We start from the raw sequence: 19,681 nt of genomic DNA on the forward strand, positions 1-19,681 counted from the left end.
AAACTGGGGATATTACAAAAGAACATCGAGGAAAAAATAATGGGGGAAAATTTACATTGGGAATACGATGACTTTGAGTTTGATAACCGCGTAACAAACCTGATGTGGACCATCTGCGGAGACTACAAGGAGCAGATGAGTACAGCGGAAAAAACGAACCTATCTAAAAATATTGCACTTTACTATGGCATTACAGCCGGCGGCCGGCGCCGTTTTGTTGACTGGCAGCTGGTGGATACCTATGTTGGCTGGCGGAGGCGTCAGGGGTTCAAAAGAGACCGGCTGCAGCTGTTGATTCTTCATGCCGTCAATCCCATGGCCATTGACCGTCTGGTGACAGAAAGGCCGGGGATTGCGGACATTCAAAATGAAGCCTGCTCAGAGATGATTGCTCTGATGGAAGCGCCGGATTCTAACAAGATACTGGATCAGGTAGAGTTTGCCATGTTTGAAGCACTGGCGGGGGCGGCTTTTTCCGTAAAACCAGAAGCACAGTGGCTGGCAGAAAACCTGTTGAAGCTACGAAGCTCAAAGACAACCGCCGAGCTGCTCGAAGGCGTTGATGCGGTCTACATAGAGTGGCAGGGTTTAAAAAACATAGCGCCACTTGACTGGGATGCGGTTCTGCATCAGGATCGGGAAAAGGATATTAACACAGAGGATTTCGTGGACAGCGTTATATCGGCGATGATGAACCGGGAGTCGCTTCAGGTAAACAGCGATCAGAAGGAAATGTCCGGAAATATCGCAGAAGCAGAGGTGGTTTATCTTGATCAGGAACAGATTGACAATATGCACAGGCAGGTCGCACATTACTGCGGCAGCTCTTATCTGGAGTCCTATCAGGTTAAGCAGCTTCAGAGCCGGATCTGCAAAGGAGTGCACCGTGACTGCAGACTGCACTATACCGAAGGCGTTCTGCGAAGTGAGTGTGACGGCGAATTTCAGAGAAAATATGCCAAGAAGGATCTGAAACGAAACCAGGAGGCTTATCAGGCGAACCTGAGGGTCTATTCCAGAACGATCAAGCGTCTGCGCGACGCGCTGATCCGCACACTGGTTGCGGAGCGAGCCCGGTATCCGGTTGCCAGCGATTCGGGAGACATCGACGCCGCCAAGGTGTGGCGTGTGGGCAGGACACCCTGTTCCAGAATATTCAGGCGCTTTGAGAGCAATGATAAGGGCGGCTATGTGGTCGATCTTTTACTGGACAGCAGTACGTCCCAGAAGGGACGGGAAGCATTGGTTGCGATTCAGGCATATATCATAGCCCGAGCGCTGATTGAAGCCGGGATACCCTGCCGGGTCAACGGCTTTAACTGCTTTCTGGATTTTACGGTTCTCAAGCGTTTTAGAAATTACGATGATCCGATGAGAGAAACTGAAAATATTTTTGAATACTACTGCGAAGGCAGCAACCGGGACGGTCTGGCCATCAAGGGAATCTGCGACGGGCTGTATACAAGGGACGAGGAGAACAAAATCCTGATTATACTGAGCGACGGCAAGCCCAATGACATGCATCTGGAGCGTAAGGGAAATAAAAATCCCTTCAGAGGAGAAAAAGCCTATACCGGCGGCCGGGCTGTCGGCGATACCGCCAAAGAGGTGCGCATCGCCAGACAGCGGGGGATCTCGGTCCTTGGTGTTTTTACCGGAAATGAGCAGGAGCTTAAAGCGGAAAAGCTGATTTACGGCAAGGACTTTATTTACACCCGGGATGTCAAGCATTTTGCAGATATTGTTACAACCTATCTCAAGCGTATCATTACGCGGTAGAGAAGAAATAAATGATGAGAAAAGACAAAAGGAGATTGAATTGGAACTTTATAACAAACTTTTAGAACAGGGCATCAGTGAAAAACTCATTGACGATGTCAAGCACTTTAGAGCAGAATACCCGGTGGAAGCCGATCTGGCAGACCGCGTGCCCCAGTCGGAAACTATTTTTTACGGCAAGGATATCTGGGCAATGTGCATCACCGCGATTCTGGAGGGAGAAAATATTCTGCTTTCCGGTCCAAAGGCCACCGGGAAAAACGTTCTGGCCGATAACCTCTGTGAGCTTTTCGGCAGGCCTCAATGGAACACATCCTTCCATGTCAACACGGACAGCACCAGCCTGATCGGAACGGATACCTTTATTGACAATGAGGTCCGTCTGCGCCGCGGATCGGTTTATGAATGCGCGGTGAACGGCGGGTTCGGTGTGTTTGATGAAATCAATATGGCTAAAAATGACGCGCTGGTGGTTCTCCATTCCGCACTGGACTACCGCAAGGTCATTGATGTGCCAGGCTATGAAAAGATCAGCCTGAACCCTGCTACCCGCTTTATCGGGACCATGAACTATGAATACGCTGGGACCAAAGAGCTGAACGAAGCGCTGGTGTCCCGTTTTATGACCATTGATATTCCTCAGATTGATGAGGAAACGCTGATGGTTATTTTATCCGATGAGTTCCCAGACGCCAAACAGGATATGCTGAAGCAGTTTGCCGGGATCTTCCTGGATTTACAGGAAAAAGCCATGAACTCAGAAATCTCGACCAAATCCGTCGACCTCCGCGGCATCATGGGAAGCCTCCGTACCATACGCAGAGGGCTGCGGCCAATGCTCGCCATCAATATGGGGGTTATCGGGAAAACCTTTGACCAGTATGAGAAGGAAATCGTCTATGATGTTATCCGGACGCGTATCCGGGAGGACTGGACAGCGGAGGATATTTTTTAAAGGGCTGATAGTACCTTATCACGAAAGAAAGGAGGGATATAAATGGCAGAACCGGCGAAATGGGTCTACGACGACCTGGATTTTGACAACCGTGTGACGAATCTGATGTGGACAATTTCCGGCAATTACGATGAGAATATGGACGCTGGCGAGAAAAGCTTTATCTCCAGGGATGTGGCCCTTTACCAGGGGATCACCGCCGGGGGCCGGCGTAAATACATCAACTGGGACGCAGTGAAGCGCTTTATCATCAGCCGGGTAAAGGCTGGGCTGGATAAGGATATTCTTCTGGGACTGATCCAGATGGCCACCGATGTTCTGGTAGAGGAAAAGCTCATGGAGGAGCGGCCTGGAATCTATGATATTCGGAAAAAGGCCTATGACGACATTCTGTCGGATTATTTTAAGATGCATACCGATAATCTGCTTGAAAAAGCAAGGCACGCCCTCGTGCTGGAAAAGGTTGGAAAAACGCCTCGGCTGGATGTGGCGACAAACGGGCTGATCCGGGACATTAAGGCCCTCAGCGGCTGCGGGGATACCATCGAGATGCTGAGGGGCGTGGAGGCTGTTTACATCAAGTATTTCCCCATTTACGTTTATTCGGAGGATGGCGAGATTGTCGGCGAGGAACGCCGCAGCGATGTGGAGCCGAGTGATTTCAACGATTTTATGATGGAAGAATTCTATGACGACGCGCTGGAAGAGGAAATGCAGCTGGATGAAAGCCTGGATGAAATTGCCGAGTCCCTTCTGGGAGATAGTGGCGAGGGCAGCGGCTTTAACGGCGATGTCAAGAGTAACCGGGTGCTTCGTATCCGGGAGGAGGATCTGGATAAGATTTACGAAAAGGTCTCCTATCATTTTGGGAAGACCTATCTCTCGACACCGGAGGTCCGGAGACTGCAGAACCGGGTATGCCGTGATGTGCATGAAAACTGCCGGATTCACCTGACCGATGGGGTTATCCGGAGCAACTGCGACAATGGATTCCAGAAAAACCTGGTTGGGCGGCACAAGGTAAAGAATACGCTGGCCTACGGTGTGAACAAGCGCATCCACAAGCGCAATATCCACAAGCTGCGGGACAGCATTGCCCGAACGCTGGTGCAGGAGGAATTTAAGGATGAGATTCCGTCGGACCAGGGCATGCTTGTGCCCAACAAGCTTTGGCGGGTCGGACGCAGCAGTAATACAAAGGTGTTTGTGCGCACCCTGGACAATGACAAGGGCAGCTATGTGGTGGATATCCTCATTGATTCCAGCGGGTCACAGCGGCGGAATCAGGCACTGGTGGCCAGCCAGGCCTATGTGCTGGCCCAGGCGCTGACCCTGAATGGTATTCCCAACCGGGTCATGGGGTTTAACAGCTTTCTTGACTACACGATTCTGAAGCGCTACCGTGACTATGAATCTAACCTGAGGGCCAATGAAAATATTTTTGAGTACTACTGCACAGGCAATAACCGTGACGGTCTGGCCATAAAAGCCGTGGTAGAGGATTTGAAAAGACGGCCCGAGGATAATAAAATCCTTATTGTCTTAAGCGATGGCCGGCCCAATGACATTAAGGTGGGCAAGGGCCAGAGCCAGACGCTTGAGGAGGCCTACCGCGGCGCCACCGCCGTGCGGGACACGGCCATCGAGGTTCGCAGGGCCCGCCAGCAGGGCATTATGGTGCTTGGCGTATTTACCGGAAAGGAAAAGGACCTGCCGGCGGAAAAGCTGATTTATGGCAAGGACTTTGCCTATATCAAAGACATTAACCGGTTTTCGGATCTGGTAATCAAATACCTGAAGCAGGTTATCACCAATTAAAAAAGCTGTTGCCAATCGTGGTAACAGCTTTTTCAGTAGCCGAACTGGGTCATGAACTCGTCGTAGGTTCCGCGGTAAACATTGAGATCAATGTTGGGTGCGTAGCCCGTATATCCGGAGAGAGAGCCTTTATCTGAGTATTGCCAGAAGGTCCATTGCCGGTGGTCTGACAGGATGGGGCAGGCGTAGAAATTCCGGATCCAGATGGGATAATCGGTGTAATAATCGGCGATGTAGGTGGCGTAGGGCTTGGTAGAGGTATAGATGATGGGCCGCTTGCCATAATGGCTTTCCAGGCGGTTTAAAAGCTCTGTCAGTTCCCTGCGGATGGTTTCTTTATCCGGCGCGGTATAGCGGGTGTAGCTGCCGTAGAATTCGATGTCCACCACTGGCGGCAGGGCGTCGTCCCTGACCGGAACCGTCTTGATGTAGTTGTCTGCCTGGGTAGCGCCGCTGGTCTCATAGCTGAAAAAATGATAGGCGCCAACCTTTAAAGGCGTTTTGCCGGCATTTTCCCAGTTGTACCTGAATTTTTCATCCTGAAAGCTGCTGCCCTCGGTGGCCTTGATAAAGGCAAAGGTCAGGTTGTTGCCGGCCAGAACCGGCCAGTCGATGGTGCCCTGGTAGGTGGAGACATCAATGCCCTGAACCGGGTAGGTCTCGGCGTCGGGATGGTTAAACTGCAGGACGCCCCAGTGATAGAGCAGAAAGGCCCCAGCGATCAGGATGAGGACAATGAGCAGCAGCGGGGATATTTTCTTACGGGTTGGCATGGATTCCCCACCTTCCATTTTTTACGAGCCTGTCGGCAATGTACTTCGCGGGATAGCTCAGGATAATGCCAATGACAATACCGGCCAGCACGTCTGTCGGATAATGCACAAAGAGGTACAGGCGCGAGAAGGCAATGGCGGCAGCCAGGGCCAGGAGCCCCCAGCGAAGCCGGTCTTTCCTTGTGATAAAGTAGGCCCAGGCAGCCCCAAAGGAGGTAGCACTGTGGCCAGAAGGGAAGGAGGTTCCGCTTGGCGGCGCAATGGCAATATCAAGAGGATAGATCTGAAAGGGACGCGGTCTGCTGACCAGCGGCTTTATCCCCAAATTAACGACAGCCGCCGATAAAACAAACGAAATGGCCATCACAAGGCCAACGTAACGGGTGTCTTTGCGTATGAGCAGGACCAGGGTCAGCAGTATCCAGAAGATGCCGATATTGCCGAGCTTTGTGATCGAGCTGAAAATAAAATCAAGCACATCGCAACGCATATGTGCCTGAATCCAGAGTAAAATGTTTAATTCCAAGATAAACCGCCTTTCTAAAGGGGATCAATCTGCCAGTCAACCGGTTTTTTGCCAATGCTTTCGAGAAAGGCGTTGGTTTTTGAAAATGGACGGCTGCCAAAGAAGCCGCGGTTGGCAGAAAATGGGCTGGGGTGCGGTGATTTAATAATGTGGTGGGCCGGATTGGTGATCATGGGGATTTTAGACTGGGCAAAGGCGCCCCACAAAATAAAGACAATGGGATCCCCGCGCCGGTTCAGGGTTTCGATGACATGGTCTGTGAACTGCTCCCAGCCCATGCCTCTGTGGGAGGCGGGCTGGCCTGCCCGCACAGTGAGCACTGCGTTGAGCAGCAGAACGCCCTCATCGGTCCATTTTTTCAGGTAGCCGTGGTTTGGAACGGCGCAGCCCAGATCGTCGGACAGCTCCTTGTAGATATTCTGAAGCGATGGCGGCACAGCGACCTCTGGCTTTACGGAGAAGGAAAGGCCATGAGCCTGCCCTCTGCCGTGGTAAGGGTCCTGGCCGATGATACACACCTTGGTATCGGAGTAAGCCGTAAAGTGAAAGGCATTAAAAATGTCGTACATGTCTGGATAAATGGTCTGTGTTTTATATTCATGAAGCAGAAAGCGCCGCAGCTTCTGATAGTATTCCTGCTGAAATTCGTTTTGGAGCGTTTCCTCCCAGTCGTTTTGAAAATTGATGGACATCTGAGCCTTCCTTTCTAATCTAAATCGGTAAAATCCTGAATAAAGCCGTCGGCCAGGTTTTTAATTTTGACCAGATGGTCGCCCTGCCACAGGTCAGCCACGGCGATCGCATCCATTCCGGCCGTCTTGGCGGCCTGGATCCCCTCGAGGGTATCCTCAAAGACAAGGCAGTCCGCAGGCGGCAGAGCCAGCAGCTGGGCAGCCTGGATAAAAACCGCGGGGTCTGGCTTCCCTGCGCCTACCTCAGTGGTAAAGCAGAGAATATCAAAATAGCTCAGCACCTTGTGCTTTTGCAGAAAAGCTTCGGTGGTCTCCCGGTTGTTGGAGGTCGCCATGGCGATGCGCTGGCGCCGCCCGTGCAGATCTCGGATCAGGCGCAGGGCGCCGGGTTTAAAATGGACGTTGTTCAAATACGCCTCGTGGGACATTTCCACCCACTCGGCCTTGATTTCCTCGATGGAGTCCTCAAGCCCGAAGCGCTCTTTAAAGTATTCTGCGGTCTCGGTAAAGCTTTTACCGGCAATTTCATAAGGCAGGGTCTCAGGACAGACCTTGTTGTGGCGTGCCAGATAGATGTGGTCAATGCTGTGCCACAGCCCCATTGAATCTACAAGAGTACCGTCAAAATCAAAGATGACGGCTCTGTAATCCTCTATGTTTTTCATTCAGATGCTCCCTTAATTAAAGTATCCCTAATTATACACTATTTGCTTAAAGAAATACATGAAATTGGATTTAAACTGACGGATAATTTTTAGACAAACTTAAAGATATCAGTTGAATTTACTTTGTCTTGTGTTATAATGTATACAATGTGCTCAGAGTATAAACAAGAAGGATGAATGTATGAACGAATATGTAGTGCGGGCGCCCGCAAAGGTAAACCTTTCTTTGGACGTTATTGGCAAACGGCCTGACGGTTATCATGAGATGCGCATGGTGAATCATTCGGTGGCGTTGTCGGACACCCTTGTGTTTGAAAAAAGCGGTCAGGGAATCAGCATTTCCTGCAGTGATCCTAAAATCCCGACCGATGAGCGCAATCTGGTCCACCGGGTCGCAGAGAAGCTGCAGACCCGTTTCGGCATTGACCGGGGTATCCACATCGACATTAAAAAGAACATCCCGAGCGAGGCAGGACTGGCCGGCGGCAGCACCGATGCGGCGGCGGCCATTCTGGGGCTGAACCTGATCTGGGCGCTGAACATGAGTCTGGATGAGATGCTTGCCTTTGGCAGTACCATCGGCGCGGATATTCCCTATTGCTGTTATAAGGGAACGGCCCTGGTAGAGGGGATCGGCGAGCGCATCAGGCCTGTGAAGCCTCTTAGAAGACTGCCGGTGCTGGTGGTTAAGCCTGAGATCAGTATCGCTACGCCATGGGCCTTCGGCCGTCTGGACAGCGCAGAGTATGTGGCGCATCCGGACATCGACCGGGTGATCCGGCTGGTGGAAACGGAGGACTACGCAGCCCTCGGCAATGCTGTGGGCAACGCCTTCGAGCAGGTGGTTTTTCAGGATTATCCAGAGATTGGCGAGATGAAGGCAGAAATGCTGGCGTCTGGCGCTTTCGCGGCCATTATGAGCGGCAGCGGCTCGACAGTGATCGGTTATTTTTCAGACAACGCTGCGGCAGAGAGGGCCTACAGGGCCTTTAGACAGAAATATTTATTAACATTTTTAACTGAAATAGAATAGAGGATACAAAGAACATGGAAGCAGAAAAAGAAAAGATCAAATTAACCCTTGATGTGAGCTCCTGTAAGCCGCTGAGAGAAATTGTGTTTGAAACCATCAGAAACGCCATTATCAACGGTGACCTGAAGCCGGGACAGCGCCTGATGGAGGTACAGCTGGCAGAACAGCTGGGCGTCAGCCGCACCCCGGTGCGCGAGTCGATCCGTAAGCTGGAGCTGGAGGGCCTTGTGAAAATGGTTCCGAGAAAGGGCGCTTATGTTACGCCCATGTCCATCGACGATCTCAGGGATATGATGGAAATCCGCCGTGCCCTGGAGGCTTTGTCGGCTGAGCTGGCAGCCAAAAACGCAACGGAGGAGGATATCCAAAAGCTGGAGGAAAGCAACCGCGGCTTTGAGGAATCGGCCCTTAAAAATGATGAGGAGGGTATTATCAATTACGACATTGCGTTTCACGAAGCCATCTACCGGGCAACGGGAAATGAGCGCCTGATCCAGATGATCAACTCTCTGAGAGAGCAGATGCAGCGTGTCCGTGTGGAATATGTCCATCACATCGAGGATAAAACCCCGCTGATCGGCCAGCATCAGAAGATTATCGACAATATTGCCAACCACCGCTGCGGCGAAGCAAGCGAAGCGGCCGGCGCGCATATCCAGATTACTGAAAAAGATATGGTGGCGGTGCTGGAATAGACAGTGCCCCACGCAAAAACACCTCCTGAAACGCCAGCTTCTGGTCTTTCAGGAGGTGTTTTCATCTGAGGATTAATCCTCAGGTTCTTTTTTGTTTTTGTGCTGGAGGAATTCCGGTTCCTCCGGCGGCGGTCCGGGCTCAAAGTCGATGGAGCTGTAATGCTCGGGCAGCTTTTCGATTTGGGTCTTGACTTCTGGCTCCAGGTTCCGGCGGCGTTTCCGGGGCTTTCTTTTTGAGAGGACGTCCTTATTCAGCCCCTGGGCCTCCTCGGTGGCCTTTTCAGCCCCTGGATCAGCGTTTTTTTCGCGGACTTTGGATTTCCTCAGTACCTGCGCGGCCCGCTGGCGTTTTTTTTTAGCCAGGCTCGGCGGGTCGTTGAGCAGCTCCTTGTTTCTGAAAATGGCGATGACCATAAGGATGCAGCCCACAACCACAAAGATATCGGCAATGTTAAAAATGGCGAAGCCAATGAGGCGGACATCGAAAAAATCGATCACGTAGTTCAGGCGGATGCGGTCAATGAGATTGCCGACAGCGCCGCTGATAATCATCGACAAGGCCAGGTTGACGTCAAAATAGCGCTTGGTCTTGGGCATGATGACAAAAAAGTAAATCAGGACAACAATAAAAATCAGGGTGAGAAGAATCAGAAAAATTTGTTTCCCGGCAAAAATACTGAAAGCGGCGCCTGTGTTCTCCACGTAGGTCAGGTGAAAAACATGGGGAATGACAGGGACAGTGGTGACGGGCGACAAAAATGTTACGGCCAGATATTTGGTAAGCTGGTCAACGACGATTCCTCCAATGATGAATAATATATAAAATAACATGGATGCTCCTTAAGGGGGGCCGCCGATAAAAAACGGCGCGGCAGTGCCGGGAATTCGCTTTTTACCTTGGTCCGGAATTTTATAAATTCAGTGGTAACGGCCTTGTTTGTTTTATCATTGTTCAAGTATACATGATAATTTGAAATTTTTCAAAGATTTCTTAGAAAATTGTTTAAATTTTTCTCTTAAAATGGTAAGATGAAGGTTGTTAATCTATTTTTTAAGACAGGAGGTGCAGAGAATGCGCATTAAATTTGATAAGCAGTATTTAAAATACTATACCTATGCGGTTTTAGGCGTCATTACCATCATTCTGTTTTATAAAATATTGGATAATCTTGGCTTTATCCTCTCAGCGATCAGCAATGTGGTGGGGTCGGCCTTTGAAATTCTGCTGCCCATCATTATGGGGGCAGTACTGGCCTATTTTTTATTCCGTCCCATGCGCTGGATTGAGAAGAAAGCCTTTAAGTACATTAAGGGAAGTGAGCGAAAACCAAAACTCGTCAGGCTTCTGGCCGTTTTGGTCGTCTATATCATCACGATAATCGTGGTGATCCTGTTCATGTATATCTCGATTCCGGCCATTATTGACAGTGTGGTCGGCTTAGTGAGCAGTATACCCACCTACGCGGAAGAAATCAACGCTTTTCTGATAAACCTGTCGCACCGCGGCGGTTTCCTTAAGGATCTGGTGGATATGGTACAGCTGGACCTGTCTTCGGTCCAGAGCCTGAACGCCAAGGACACCATGGACTTTATTTTCGGCGATATGAATTTTAACTCCGAATCGGTCAAGCAGATCGGAAACATCGCCGTCGGCTTTGCCAAGGGAACCACCAGCTTTTTAATCGGCTTTGTGGCGGTCTTTTTCTCCGGCTTCTACCTGATGCTGGACAAGGAAAACATTGAGCGCCAGCTGAAACGGCTGAACCGGGCGATCCTGAGCCCAAAGGCCAACAATGGCCTGAACTGGGCGGTCCGTACCATCGACGGTGTTTTTTACAAATACTTCTCGGGTAAAATCATGACCTCCGCCTTAATCGGCCTGATCTGCTACGTTGGGCTTTTGGTCCTGCGGGTGGAATACGCGCCGCTCATCGCGCTGGTGGTGGGCGTGACCAATGTCATCCCTTATTTCGGCCCCATCATCGGGGCGATCCCGGGTATTTTCCTGACATTGCTGTACAGCCCGGCCAAGGCGCTCGGGGTAGCGATCTGGATTCTCATCGTTCAGCAGTTTGACGGCAATGTGCTGGGACCAAACGTGCTGGGGAAAATCGTAGAGCTGAACCCCTTCTGGGTACTGTTCTGCGTCATGGTGGGCGGAAGCCTTTTCGGGCCCCTCGGGATGTTTGTGGCCATTCCGTTTTTTGCCGTGATCAAGGTGTTTGTCACCGAGGCGCTGGACCGGTGGGAACGGCGCAAGACAACGGTTCAGGATGAGGTTACCGATAAAATCAATGAAAATATGAAGGATCTTTTGTGACGCTGGGGCCGCCGTCCTCCGGGAATTGGCGGAACCAGGCACGCGGTTCATTAAAAATAAAACACTTTTGAAAGGATAGACAGACAAATGGAAAATGTATTTGACGTACTACAAGAACGCGGTATGATCGAGCAGTGTACCAATGAGGAAGAAATCCGTAAATTATTGGGCAGCGAACCGGTCACCTTTTATATCGGCTTTGACCCGACAGCAGACAGCCTGCACGTCGGCCATTTTATCCAGATTATGGTGATGGCGCACATGCAGCGCTACGGCCACAGACCCATCGCTCTGATCGGCGGCGGCACCACCATGATCGGGGATCCCTCCGGCAGACAGGACCTGCGCCAGGTCATGACTCAGGAACGCATTGCCGAAAACGGCGAAAAATTTAAAAAGGTTTTTGAAAAATTTTTGACCTTTGAGGATGACAGGGCCATGATGGTCAACAACGCGGAATGGCTGCTGCCTTTGAACTACATCGGCTTTTTAAGAGATGTGGGCGCCCACTTCTCGGTCAACCGGATGCTGACCGCAGAATGCTACAAATCCAGAATGGAAAAAGGGCTGACCTTCCTTGAGTTTAACTACATGCTGCTGCAGGCCTATGATTTCTATGTGCTGCACAAGGATTACGGCTGTAAAATGCAGTTTGGGGGCAACGACCAGTGGTCCAACATCATCGCCGGGGCGGAGCTGGTGCGCCGCAAGGACGCGGAAACCGTGTACGGCATGACCTTCTCGCTGCTGACCACCAGCGAGGGCATCAAGATGGGCAAAACCGCCAAGGGCGCGCTCTGGCTTGATCCTGAAAAAACCTCACCCTACGAGTTCTACCAGTACTGGCGGAACGTGGCCGACGCGGATGTTGAGAAATGTCTGGCCATGCTCACCTTCCTGCCCATGGATGAGGTCCACCGTCTGGGCGCCCTGGAGGGCTCTGAAATCAACAAAGCCAAGGAAATCCTGGCCTATGAAGTGACCGCCATGGTTCACAGCAAGGAGGATGCGGACAAGGCCCAGGAAGCTTCAAGAGCTTTATTCGCGGGCGGTGTAAAAACCGATGATATCCCAAGCGTGGAGCTGTCAAGGGATGCGCTGGGCGACGGCATGGAAATCCTGACCCTGCTCGATGCGGCAGGCCTGATTCCCACCAGAAGCGAAGGCCGCAGACTGGTGCAGCAGGGCGGTATCGAGGTGGACGGCAATAAAATTACAGACATTAAGGCGCTCATTACGCCGGCTGATTTCAAGGATGACGCCATCATCGTTAAAAAGGGCAAGAAAGTCTATCGTCAGATTAAATTAGTATAAGAGGTGACCGAATTGATTAGTTCTAATCCAGTGCGGGGCGCGCGTGACATACTGCCCCGGGAAATGCTTATCCGGGATCAGCTAGAACAGCAGATCCTGGCGATTTACAGAAGTCATGGGTTCTCACGGATTGAAACGCCGGCCCTTGAAAATATTGATTTGCTGCTGGGCAGCGACGGCGGTGAGAACCTGAAGATGCTCTTCACGGTGTTAAAGCGCGGCGACAAGCTCAAGGTACACGAGGCAAGCACGGTGTCCGATCTCTGCGATATGGGCCTGCGCTTTGACCTGACCCTGCCGCTGAGCCGTTTCTATTCAAACAATGCCGGCGAGCTGGAAACGCCTTTTAAGGCGATCCAGATCGGCAATGTGTTCCGGGCCGAGCGTCCGCAGAAGGGGCGTTACCGTTCCTTTAAGCAGTGCGATATTGACATCATCGGGGATCCCACCGTATCGGCTGAGATGGAACTGATCAACACGACCTCCAAGGCGCTCATGGCCATTGGCTTTGAGGGGTTTACCATCAAGGTGAACGACCGCAAGCTGCTCAACGCCTTTATTGCAAAGGCTGGCTTTAAGGAGGAGGACGCGGGCTCGGTCTGCATCTCTCTGGATAAGGCGGATAAGATCGGACCGGACGGCGTGAAAAAGGAGCTCATCGAAAAGGGCTACGACGAAGCCATGGTCAATGCCTTTGTGGACGAAGCAGCCACCATTACCCTGGATAACATCGGCGGCAAGGTCGATGAGCCTGAGGCTGTGGCCGACCTGAAAAGGGTCATTGAGACCAGCACCGCCCTGTCCGGCGGCAGGTACAATGTCGTCTTTGATTTTACACTGATCCGCGGCATGGGGTATTACACCGGCCAGATCTTTGAAGTCAGCTACGGGCCTTATGGCTTCTCCATTGCTGGCGGTGGACGCTATGACAATATGATCGGCAAGTACTCTAAAAACTCGGTTCCGGCGGTTGGCTTTTCCATCGGCTTTGAACGGATCGTCAACATTCTTCTGGAGGAACAGGCCGACAAGGCGGCTGAAAACAAGCGGCTTCTGCTGTTCTACGACGCTGGCAGAGACGCCATGACCGAGGTCATTCCCTATGCCGACAAGCTCCGGGCTGACGGCTACACCGTCAATCTGGTCGCCATGAAGAAGAAATTTGGCAAGCAGATCAGTTATTATGAAGGTAAGGGCTACGGCGGATTTATGGTTTTTGGCAGAGACGAAGCAATAAAAGCATTTTAGCAGTCCAGGGGCGTGGCTTTAGCACACGCCCTTCAGGGAGTCAAAAAAGTGGCGTAGTGCGAGACTGCGCCTTTTATCCAGATAAGAAAAAGGTCCAGGCGCTGCGGGAAACGGCCCGAAATTGTATCGCTTTACCCGAACAGCCGGACACTGGAGAGATCAAGCATCAGCCTTAGTGAAGAAGATGCCGGCGCGGGTGCAGTGTCCGCAGAACGCTTTTTCTTCCTTAGGTAAAAGGCTTCGTCTCTTTGACTTTTGGCATTCTGAAGGGCGTGGCTTTAGCACACGCCCTTCTCCGTTTTAATGTAAAAATAAATATACAGTAAGGAAAATTATGAACAGACAAGTACATCTGATCGCGACGACAGCCTTTGGGCTGGAGAGCGTGGTAAAGGATGAAGTTAAACGCCTGGGTTACGAGATCGAGGCCGTTGAGAACGGGCGGGTTTACTACACCGGGCCGCTTTCAGCCATTGCGGAGTCCAATTTGTGGCTGCGGTGCGCAGACCGGGTTCTGCTGAAAATAGGGCAGTTCCGCGCGGAAACCTTTGACGAGCTTTTTGAAAAAACCAAGGCGCTGGCCTGGGAGGACTGGATTCCGGTAAAGGGCGTCTTTCCGGCGGCTAAGATCACCAGTGTAAAATCCAAGCTGTTCAGCAAATCGGACGGGCAGCGGATCGTGAAAAAGGCGGTGGTCGAGCGGCTGAAAAAGGTCTACGGCGTGAACTGGTTTGAGGAGACTGAGGGCCACTATCCCATTCATATTCAGATTTTAAAAGATGAGGTGGTTCTGTCCATTGATACCAGCGGTTCCGGGCTGAACAAACGCGGCTACAGACAGTACGGCAATGAGGCGCCGCTCAAGGAGACCATTGCCGCGGCGCTGGTATACCTGTCGCGCTGGCAGCCCCACCGTGTTTTTCTCGACCCGTTGTGCGGCTCTGGCACCATTGTCATCGAGGCGGCCCTGATGGGCAAGAACATCGCGCCGGGGCTGAACCGGAGCTTTGTGGCTGAAGAATGGCCGGCCATACCGGCAGAGCTGTGGGCGGAAACCCGGGAAAAGGCCAGAGCGGCCATCAATGACCGGGAGTTCCGGCTTATGGGGTCGGATATTGACCCGTCGGCTCTGAAGCAGGCGCGCATCAACGCTGAGCTGGCTGGAGTCACCAATTATGTGGCTTTTCAGAAGCTGCCGGTGCAGTCCGTTGCCACCAAACGGCGTTACGGGGTCATTGTCACCAACCCGCCCTACGGCGAGCGCATCGGGCAGGAAAAGGAAATCCAGGCGCTTTACCGTGATATGGGCGAGGCCTTTTCAGGGCTGGAGGACTGGTCGTACTTTATCATCACCGGCTATCCGGAGTTCGAGCGTTATTTCGGCCAAAAAGCCACCAAAAACCGCAAGCTCTACAACAGCACCATCAAAACCTATTTTTACCAGTATTTCGGCCCGCTGCCGCCCAGAAAACGGCGCGAGGGGGAAGCGGACGACCGGTAGAATTTACCGGTTGTGAGAGATGTTTAATCCAGCATTAATGATTCAATGTTAAAATAAAATAAAAACAAGCAGGTATAAAATGAAAAAAAATGATCGTAAAAATCCCCGGAATGACCGTGGGCGGGAACAGAAAAAGGAAAGCTATCACCGGGCAGATCTGAAACGGCGCGACACACGCAGACAGGATGACGACGGGGACGACAGCTTTGTGATCGTGGGCAAAAACCCGGTCATGGAAGCACTGCGCTCAGAGCAGCAGATGGACAAGCTTCTGATCCTCAAGGACAATAAAGACCATGTCCTGGGTGATATTGCCGAAAAAGCCCGCAAACGCGGCATTGTGGTCCAGAGCGTTGAGAAGATGAAGCTCGAGGGCCTGGCCGACGGGCAGCCGCACCAGGGTGTGGCGGCAATGATGGCGCCCTTTCCCTACAGCGGCATTGAGGATGTGCTGGCAAAGGCAGACGCCCGGGGCGAGGAACCTCTGGTGGTGATTCTGGACCACCTGACCGATCCCCATAACCTGGGGGCGATTATCCGGAGCGCCAACCTCTGCGGGGTTCACGGCGTGATTATTCCCAAACGCCGTTCAGCCAGCCTGACCGCTGTATCGGTCAAGGCATCCTCGGGCGCGGTGGCCCACACGCCCATTGTCAAGGTCGGCAACCTGACCCAGTGTATTGACGACCTGAAAGCAAAGGGCTTCTGGATCATGGCAGCGGATATGGACGGCGCGCCTTACTATAAAAATGATTTTAAGGGCAAGCTGGCCATTATCATCGGCAACGAAGGCAAGGGGATCAGCCCCAATGTGAAAAAACAGTGCGACTACAGCGTTTCGATTCCGCTTTACGGCGATATTGATTCCTTTAACGCGTCCGCCGCGGCGGCCATTATCCTGAGCGAGGCGGCCAGACAGCGCCACCAGTAGGCAGGGCGCGCTTCGGGCAGTACCGGAACGCGGACGCTAAAAGATGAAGGGAGGTGTCAAAAATAAAAACCTATCTGATTGTCGACGGCTACAATGTGATCCACCACTGGGCAGAGATGGAAGGCCTGACTGAGTTTAACCTGGAGGAGGCCCGTGAGGATTTGATCGAGCAGCTGAACAGCTACAGCGGGCTGATGGGCTATGAAACGGTTTTGGTTTTTGACGCCTATTCCCAGGAAACTACCGAGCGGCGCGAGGAAGTGCGCGGCCGGATCAAGGTGGTTTTTACCGAAAAAAATAAAACCGCCGACACCTATATTGAAAAGCTGGTGTTCAGCCTGCCGCGGCCCTACACGGTCAAGGTGGTCACCTCAGACTACACGCTGCAGCGGGTCGTGCTGGCAAACGGCGGTGAGCGGGTGCCCTCCCGGGAGCTGCTCCAGGCCATGCGCGAGAGCGCGAAGCAGGTCCGGAAGCAGTACCGCGAGGCGGAAAGCGACACCCGCAATAAGCTCGAGGACTACATGGACGACGAGGTGCTGGCCGTCATGAAGGAACTGAGAAAAGGAAATGTGGAGGATTAATGGAGCAGGATCGGGAACTTGTGAAAAAAGCCCAGGGCGGCGATAAGGAAGCGGTGGTCGCCATTGTGGAGAAATACCGCTGCGTGGTGACGCAGAAGGCCCGGCCCTTTTATTACATCGGCGGCGACCAGGAGGATTTGATCCAGGAGGGCATGATCGCCCTGCTGGGCGCGATCTGGGATTACCGCGCCGACCGGGGCACAAGCTTTAAAACCTTTGCCAGCCTGTGCGTGGAGAACCGCATCAAAAGTGTGGTCACAAGCGCCAAACGGCCAAAGCACAGCCCTGTGGGCGATACCGTTTCGCTCGATTCACCCATTTCGGAGGACGACCCGGACACCACGCTGCTGGATCTGGTGGCCTCCACCGCGGCGCTGGACCCAGACGAGGAGCTGGTGACCCGGGAGGCTGTGGAGCATTTCAGCCAGGTGGCCAGAAGCGAGCTCTCCGAGCTTGAAAAGCAGGTGCTTTATTATTACCTGAAAGGCGCGTCCCACCAGGAGATCAGCGACAGGATCGGGCGGTCGAAAAAGGCCGTGGACAACGCGATCCAGCGGATCCGAAAAAAAATCTAAAAATTTTAATAAAAGGGCTTGACTATCCTATCAGAATAGAGTATCATATAGAAGCTGTCAGGAACGGCAGCAGCCACCACACTTGTGGGGAGATGCCCGAGTGGCTAAAGGGGGCGGACTGTAAATCCGTTGACTGAGTCTACGATGGTTCGAATCCATCTCTCCCCACCAACATTTCGTCCAAATACATGCCCTTGTAGCTCAGCAGGTAGAGCACCACCATGGTAAGGTGGGGGTCTCCGGTTCGAATCCGGACAAGGGCTCCATCAATTAGTATTCAAGCGGTTCTTAGGAACCGCTATTTTAATAATGTGAGTATTTTGCACTGTGTTTGCACTGTAGAGTTTACAGCTGGTTCAAGAACGTTAACTTGGTCAGTTTCAGCGAGATCAGGAATACTTTCAGACGTGCGATAAAGGTCATCAATTTTGGTGGCCGTTTTTTGTTTGGTTTTTTCCAGCACATGAATGTAAGTTCCAAGCGTTATATTTATATCTGAATGTCCCAGAAGCTCTTGAACGGTCCGTGGCTCTTCACCAAGCTCAAAAAGCCTGGTCGCATAAGTATGTCTTAGATCATGAAAGGTTTTGCTTTTATCAAATCCTAGATTTTTGTATATGGTTTTAAGCCTGTGCAAGACGTTGTTGCCATCAAGGTAAGTACCAACAACTGTGGAAAAGACAATGCTTGTTTCTTCCTGAGGCATACCACAGCGGAACAGCATCGCTTTTTGTTCTGCTTTATGTTTTAGCAGTATTTCTTTCGTTCGCTGTGGTAGTGGAATATCACGGACAGATTTTTCTGATTTTGGCGGCGTGATCATTCCAACGCGTTTATTAAGCTTCAAATCTTTGGTGTAGCCATAAGTTTTATCAATATGTATGACCAGGCTTTCAAAATCAATGTCAGACCAAGTTAAAGCAAACAGTTCACCCTGCCGCATTCCAGTATCTAATGCAGTGTTAAACAGTGCTTCTAAAGGGTGCCCCTTAATTTCCCTGATAAAGGCCATTTGTTCATCAAGGGTTAACGGATGTACCCTTGATGCTTTTTCTTTCGAATTTGCGGCTTTTTTTAGGTTTTTAGGTAGAATTACAAGCTCAGCATAGTTTCTTAATATGTTCCCGGTTTTATAGGCGAAGCGTAAACAAGGGCTGATAATTTTGTGAATATTCTTAACCACGTTTTCAGCGTTTTTTCCTTCAGATACTTTCTCATCAAAAATATCATTGTACCATTGTTGAAGTTGAGTTGCGTCGAGGTCTTTTAGCTTCATTTTACCAATATAGCCGTTTTCAATATAGATTCGAAAGGTTGAATCATACCGCTGGGCTGTAGCAGGTTTTTTGTCTCTTAAGTGAATATTATAAAGCCATCCTTTGCAGTATTCACTAAATGTGTCAGATGTTTCTTTAATACCTGCCACCCGCTTAGCCTGGTAATTCTCATATTTTTCTAATAATTCCGCATAAGTTTTGCCATATAAGTAATTGTCATATTTTTTTAATACAGAATCCCAGTGCCGATAACGGAAATAAGTTATTCCATTATTTACAACTTTGTCATATTTCATATTGTTACCATCCTTTGTTCCAGGGCAAATTTCGGACACAAAAAAAGTCCCCGTGTTGTTTTTCAACCGGGAACATGGTACAATATCAATTGTCTAGAGAGATTATTGTGACCATGTGTCCGGTATCTCAAAGTGCTCCTTACCTTGCAGGGTGAGGGGCATTTTTTTATTTGTATGGTTTATATTTTACCTCAATTCGCATACCTAAAGTGGGAGAGTCTACGCTACCGCCTACAATTCTAAATTTAGTAATGTGATATTTTGTCTTTAGAATATTCAAAACTTGTTTTGTTCGCGAACTTCTTATATAACCTATTTTTATTCCATTTGCAAAAACAGCAACACATTCTTTATCTTCGTATAATTCTTTGGAAAAGCTAATTTTTACATCTTTTACATTAAAGGGTGATGTTTTATTTCTAAGGGCCTTTAGGAGTTCTTGTCTTTGAATGCCATCTTCATTGTCGAATGTTACTCCAGCAATAGCAAAATTAGCCGTATTCATTAATTTTAGTTCTTCTTGCTTTTCTTGATAAGATTTAAAACATGTTGGGCACAACCCTTGATTTAGTTTTAGAAATAGCCCCTTTTTTCCACAAGAAACACACTTAGCCATTTTCCATCAGCTCCTATCTTTTGATACAAATACAAAATATAGGATTATTATACAATACTTTAAGAGAAAATGAAAACGAATTT

General features: G+C 50.6%; 19 protein-coding genes and 2 tRNA genes. 14 read left to right on the forward strand and 7 right to left on the reverse strand.

The features are described 5' to 3' along the window. Positions 1 to 39 precede the first annotated feature (39 nt). From I2B62_RS15150 to I2B62_RS15160, 3 genes are read left to right on the forward strand one after another with little or no spacing between them, the layout of a single operon-like run. Positions 40 to 1,779, forward strand: a complete 1,740-nt coding sequence (locus I2B62_RS15150) for a hypothetical protein (RefSeq protein WP_195269908.1) — start codon at positions 40 to 42, stop codon at positions 1,777 to 1,779. Between the two features lie 40 nt (positions 1,780 to 1,819). Next, a complete protein-coding gene (locus I2B62_RS15155) occupies positions 1,820 to 2,734 on the forward strand; it encodes a MoxR family ATPase (RefSeq protein WP_195269909.1) in 915 nt (304 codons plus the stop codon). A 42-nt stretch (positions 2,735 to 2,776) separates the two neighbouring features. Then, positions 2,777 to 4,552, forward strand: coding sequence for a VWA domain-containing protein (locus I2B62_RS15160; RefSeq protein ID WP_195269910.1), 1,776 nt, complete (start codon positions 2,777 to 2,779; stop codon positions 4,550 to 4,552). Between the two features lie 32 nt (positions 4,553 to 4,584). Here the strand turns inward: I2B62_RS15160 and I2B62_RS15165 are convergent, their stop codons facing one another. From I2B62_RS15165 to I2B62_RS15180, 4 genes are read right to left on the reverse strand one after another with little or no spacing between them, the layout of a single operon-like run. Then, on the reverse strand, positions 4,585 to 5,325 hold the full coding sequence (locus I2B62_RS15165) for a GH25 family lysozyme (protein WP_195269911.1): 741 nt from the start codon (positions 5,323 to 5,325) through the stop codon (positions 4,585 to 4,587). Further along, on the reverse strand, positions 5,312 to 5,851 hold the full coding sequence (locus tag I2B62_RS15170; protein ID WP_195269912.1) for a phosphatase PAP2 family protein: 540 nt from the start codon (positions 5,849 to 5,851) through the stop codon (positions 5,312 to 5,314). Before I2B62_RS15170 ends, I2B62_RS15165 begins: the two co-directional genes overlap by 14 nt. 14 nt (positions 5,852 to 5,865) lie before the next feature. After that, positions 5,866 to 6,543, reverse strand: coding sequence for a uracil-DNA glycosylase (locus tag I2B62_RS15175; protein WP_195269913.1), 678 nt, complete (start codon positions 6,541 to 6,543; stop codon positions 5,866 to 5,868). Between the two features lie 14 nt (positions 6,544 to 6,557). After that, a complete protein-coding gene (locus I2B62_RS15180) occupies positions 6,558 to 7,208 on the reverse strand; it encodes an HAD family phosphatase (RefSeq protein ID WP_195269914.1) in 651 nt (216 codons plus the stop codon). Positions 7,209 to 7,389: 181 nt separating this feature from the next. Between I2B62_RS15180 and ispE the strand changes: the two genes are divergently transcribed. Together ispE and I2B62_RS15190 are read left to right on the forward strand one after the other, a co-directional pair. After that, on the forward strand, positions 7,390 to 8,241 hold the full coding sequence (ispE, locus tag I2B62_RS15185) for a 4-(cytidine 5'-diphospho)-2-C-methyl-D-erythritol kinase (protein ID WP_195269915.1): 852 nt from the start codon (positions 7,390 to 7,392) through the stop codon (positions 8,239 to 8,241). Positions 8,242 to 8,255: 14 nt separating this feature from the next. Continuing rightward, positions 8,256 to 8,936 carry a GntR family transcriptional regulator gene (locus I2B62_RS15190; RefSeq protein WP_195269916.1) on the forward strand — a complete coding sequence of 227 codons (681 nt, stop codon included), beginning with the start codon at positions 8,256 to 8,258 and terminating at the stop codon, positions 8,934 to 8,936. A 72-nt stretch (positions 8,937 to 9,008) separates the two neighbouring features. Here I2B62_RS15190 and lspA read toward each other — a convergent pair whose 3' ends face one another. After that, positions 9,009 to 9,767 carry a signal peptidase II gene (gene lspA, locus I2B62_RS15195; protein WP_195269917.1) on the reverse strand — a complete coding sequence of 253 codons (759 nt, stop codon included), beginning with the start codon at positions 9,765 to 9,767 and terminating at the stop codon, positions 9,009 to 9,011. A 241-nt stretch (positions 9,768 to 10,008) separates the two neighbouring features. On the opposite strand from lspA, the gene I2B62_RS15200 reads away from it, so the two are divergent. From I2B62_RS15200 to I2B62_RS15240, 9 genes are all read left to right on the forward strand, one after another. Next, entirely contained in the window at positions 10,009 to 11,256 is a 1,248-nt protein-coding gene (locus I2B62_RS15200; protein ID WP_195269918.1) for an AI-2E family transporter, read from the forward strand. An 87-nt stretch (positions 11,257 to 11,343) separates the two neighbouring features. Next, positions 11,344 to 12,570, forward strand: coding sequence for a tyrosine--tRNA ligase (gene tyrS / locus I2B62_RS15205; RefSeq protein ID WP_195269919.1), 1,227 nt, complete (start codon positions 11,344 to 11,346; stop codon positions 12,568 to 12,570). Between the two features lie 3 nt (positions 12,571 to 12,573). Beyond that, complete coding sequence (gene hisS, locus I2B62_RS15210; protein ID WP_347707829.1) at positions 12,574 to 13,818, forward strand: histidine--tRNA ligase; 1,245 nt, start codon at positions 12,574 to 12,576, stop codon at positions 13,816 to 13,818. Between the two features lie 334 nt (positions 13,819 to 14,152). Continuing rightward, positions 14,153 to 15,319 (forward strand): class I SAM-dependent RNA methyltransferase, encoded by a 1,167-nt coding sequence (locus tag I2B62_RS15215; protein WP_195269921.1) that lies wholly within the window; start codon positions 14,153 to 14,155, stop codon positions 15,317 to 15,319. A gap of 79 nt (positions 15,320 to 15,398) precedes the next feature. After that, complete coding sequence (gene rlmB / locus I2B62_RS15220; RefSeq protein WP_195269922.1) at positions 15,399 to 16,250, forward strand: 23S rRNA (guanosine(2251)-2'-O)-methyltransferase RlmB; 852 nt, start codon at positions 15,399 to 15,401, stop codon at positions 16,248 to 16,250. Between the two features lie 53 nt (positions 16,251 to 16,303). Beyond that, positions 16,304 to 16,834, forward strand: a complete 531-nt coding sequence (locus I2B62_RS15225; protein WP_195269923.1) for an NYN domain-containing protein — start codon at positions 16,304 to 16,306, stop codon at positions 16,832 to 16,834. Further along, on the forward strand, positions 16,834 to 17,409 hold the full coding sequence (locus I2B62_RS15230; RefSeq protein ID WP_195269924.1) for a sigma-70 family RNA polymerase sigma factor: 576 nt from the start codon (positions 16,834 to 16,836) through the stop codon (positions 17,407 to 17,409). Before I2B62_RS15225 ends, I2B62_RS15230 begins: the two co-directional genes overlap by 1 nt. Before the next feature lie 86 nt (positions 17,410 to 17,495). Next, a tRNA-Tyr gene (locus I2B62_RS15235) sits at positions 17,496 to 17,580 on the forward strand. Between the two features lie 19 nt (positions 17,581 to 17,599). Further along, positions 17,600 to 17,675 (forward strand) — tRNA-Thr (locus tag I2B62_RS15240). A gap of 32 nt (positions 17,676 to 17,707) precedes the next feature. Here I2B62_RS15240 and I2B62_RS15245 read toward each other — a convergent pair. Together I2B62_RS15245 and I2B62_RS15250 are read right to left on the reverse strand one after the other, a co-directional pair. Further along, positions 17,708 to 18,982, reverse strand: a complete 1,275-nt coding sequence (locus I2B62_RS15245; protein ID WP_195269925.1) for a site-specific integrase — start codon at positions 18,980 to 18,982, stop codon at positions 17,708 to 17,710. Between the two features lie 166 nt (positions 18,983 to 19,148). Continuing rightward, positions 19,149 to 19,598 (reverse strand): hypothetical protein, encoded by a 450-nt coding sequence (locus tag I2B62_RS15250; RefSeq protein ID WP_195269926.1) that lies wholly within the window; start codon positions 19,596 to 19,598, stop codon positions 19,149 to 19,151. Positions 19,599 to 19,681: the final 83 nt, after the last annotated feature.

It is taken from the genome of Eubacterium sp. 1001713B170207_170306_E7 (assembly GCF_015547515.1).
Taxonomy (GTDB): Bacteria; Bacillota; Clostridia; order Eubacteriales; family Eubacteriaceae; genus Eubacterium.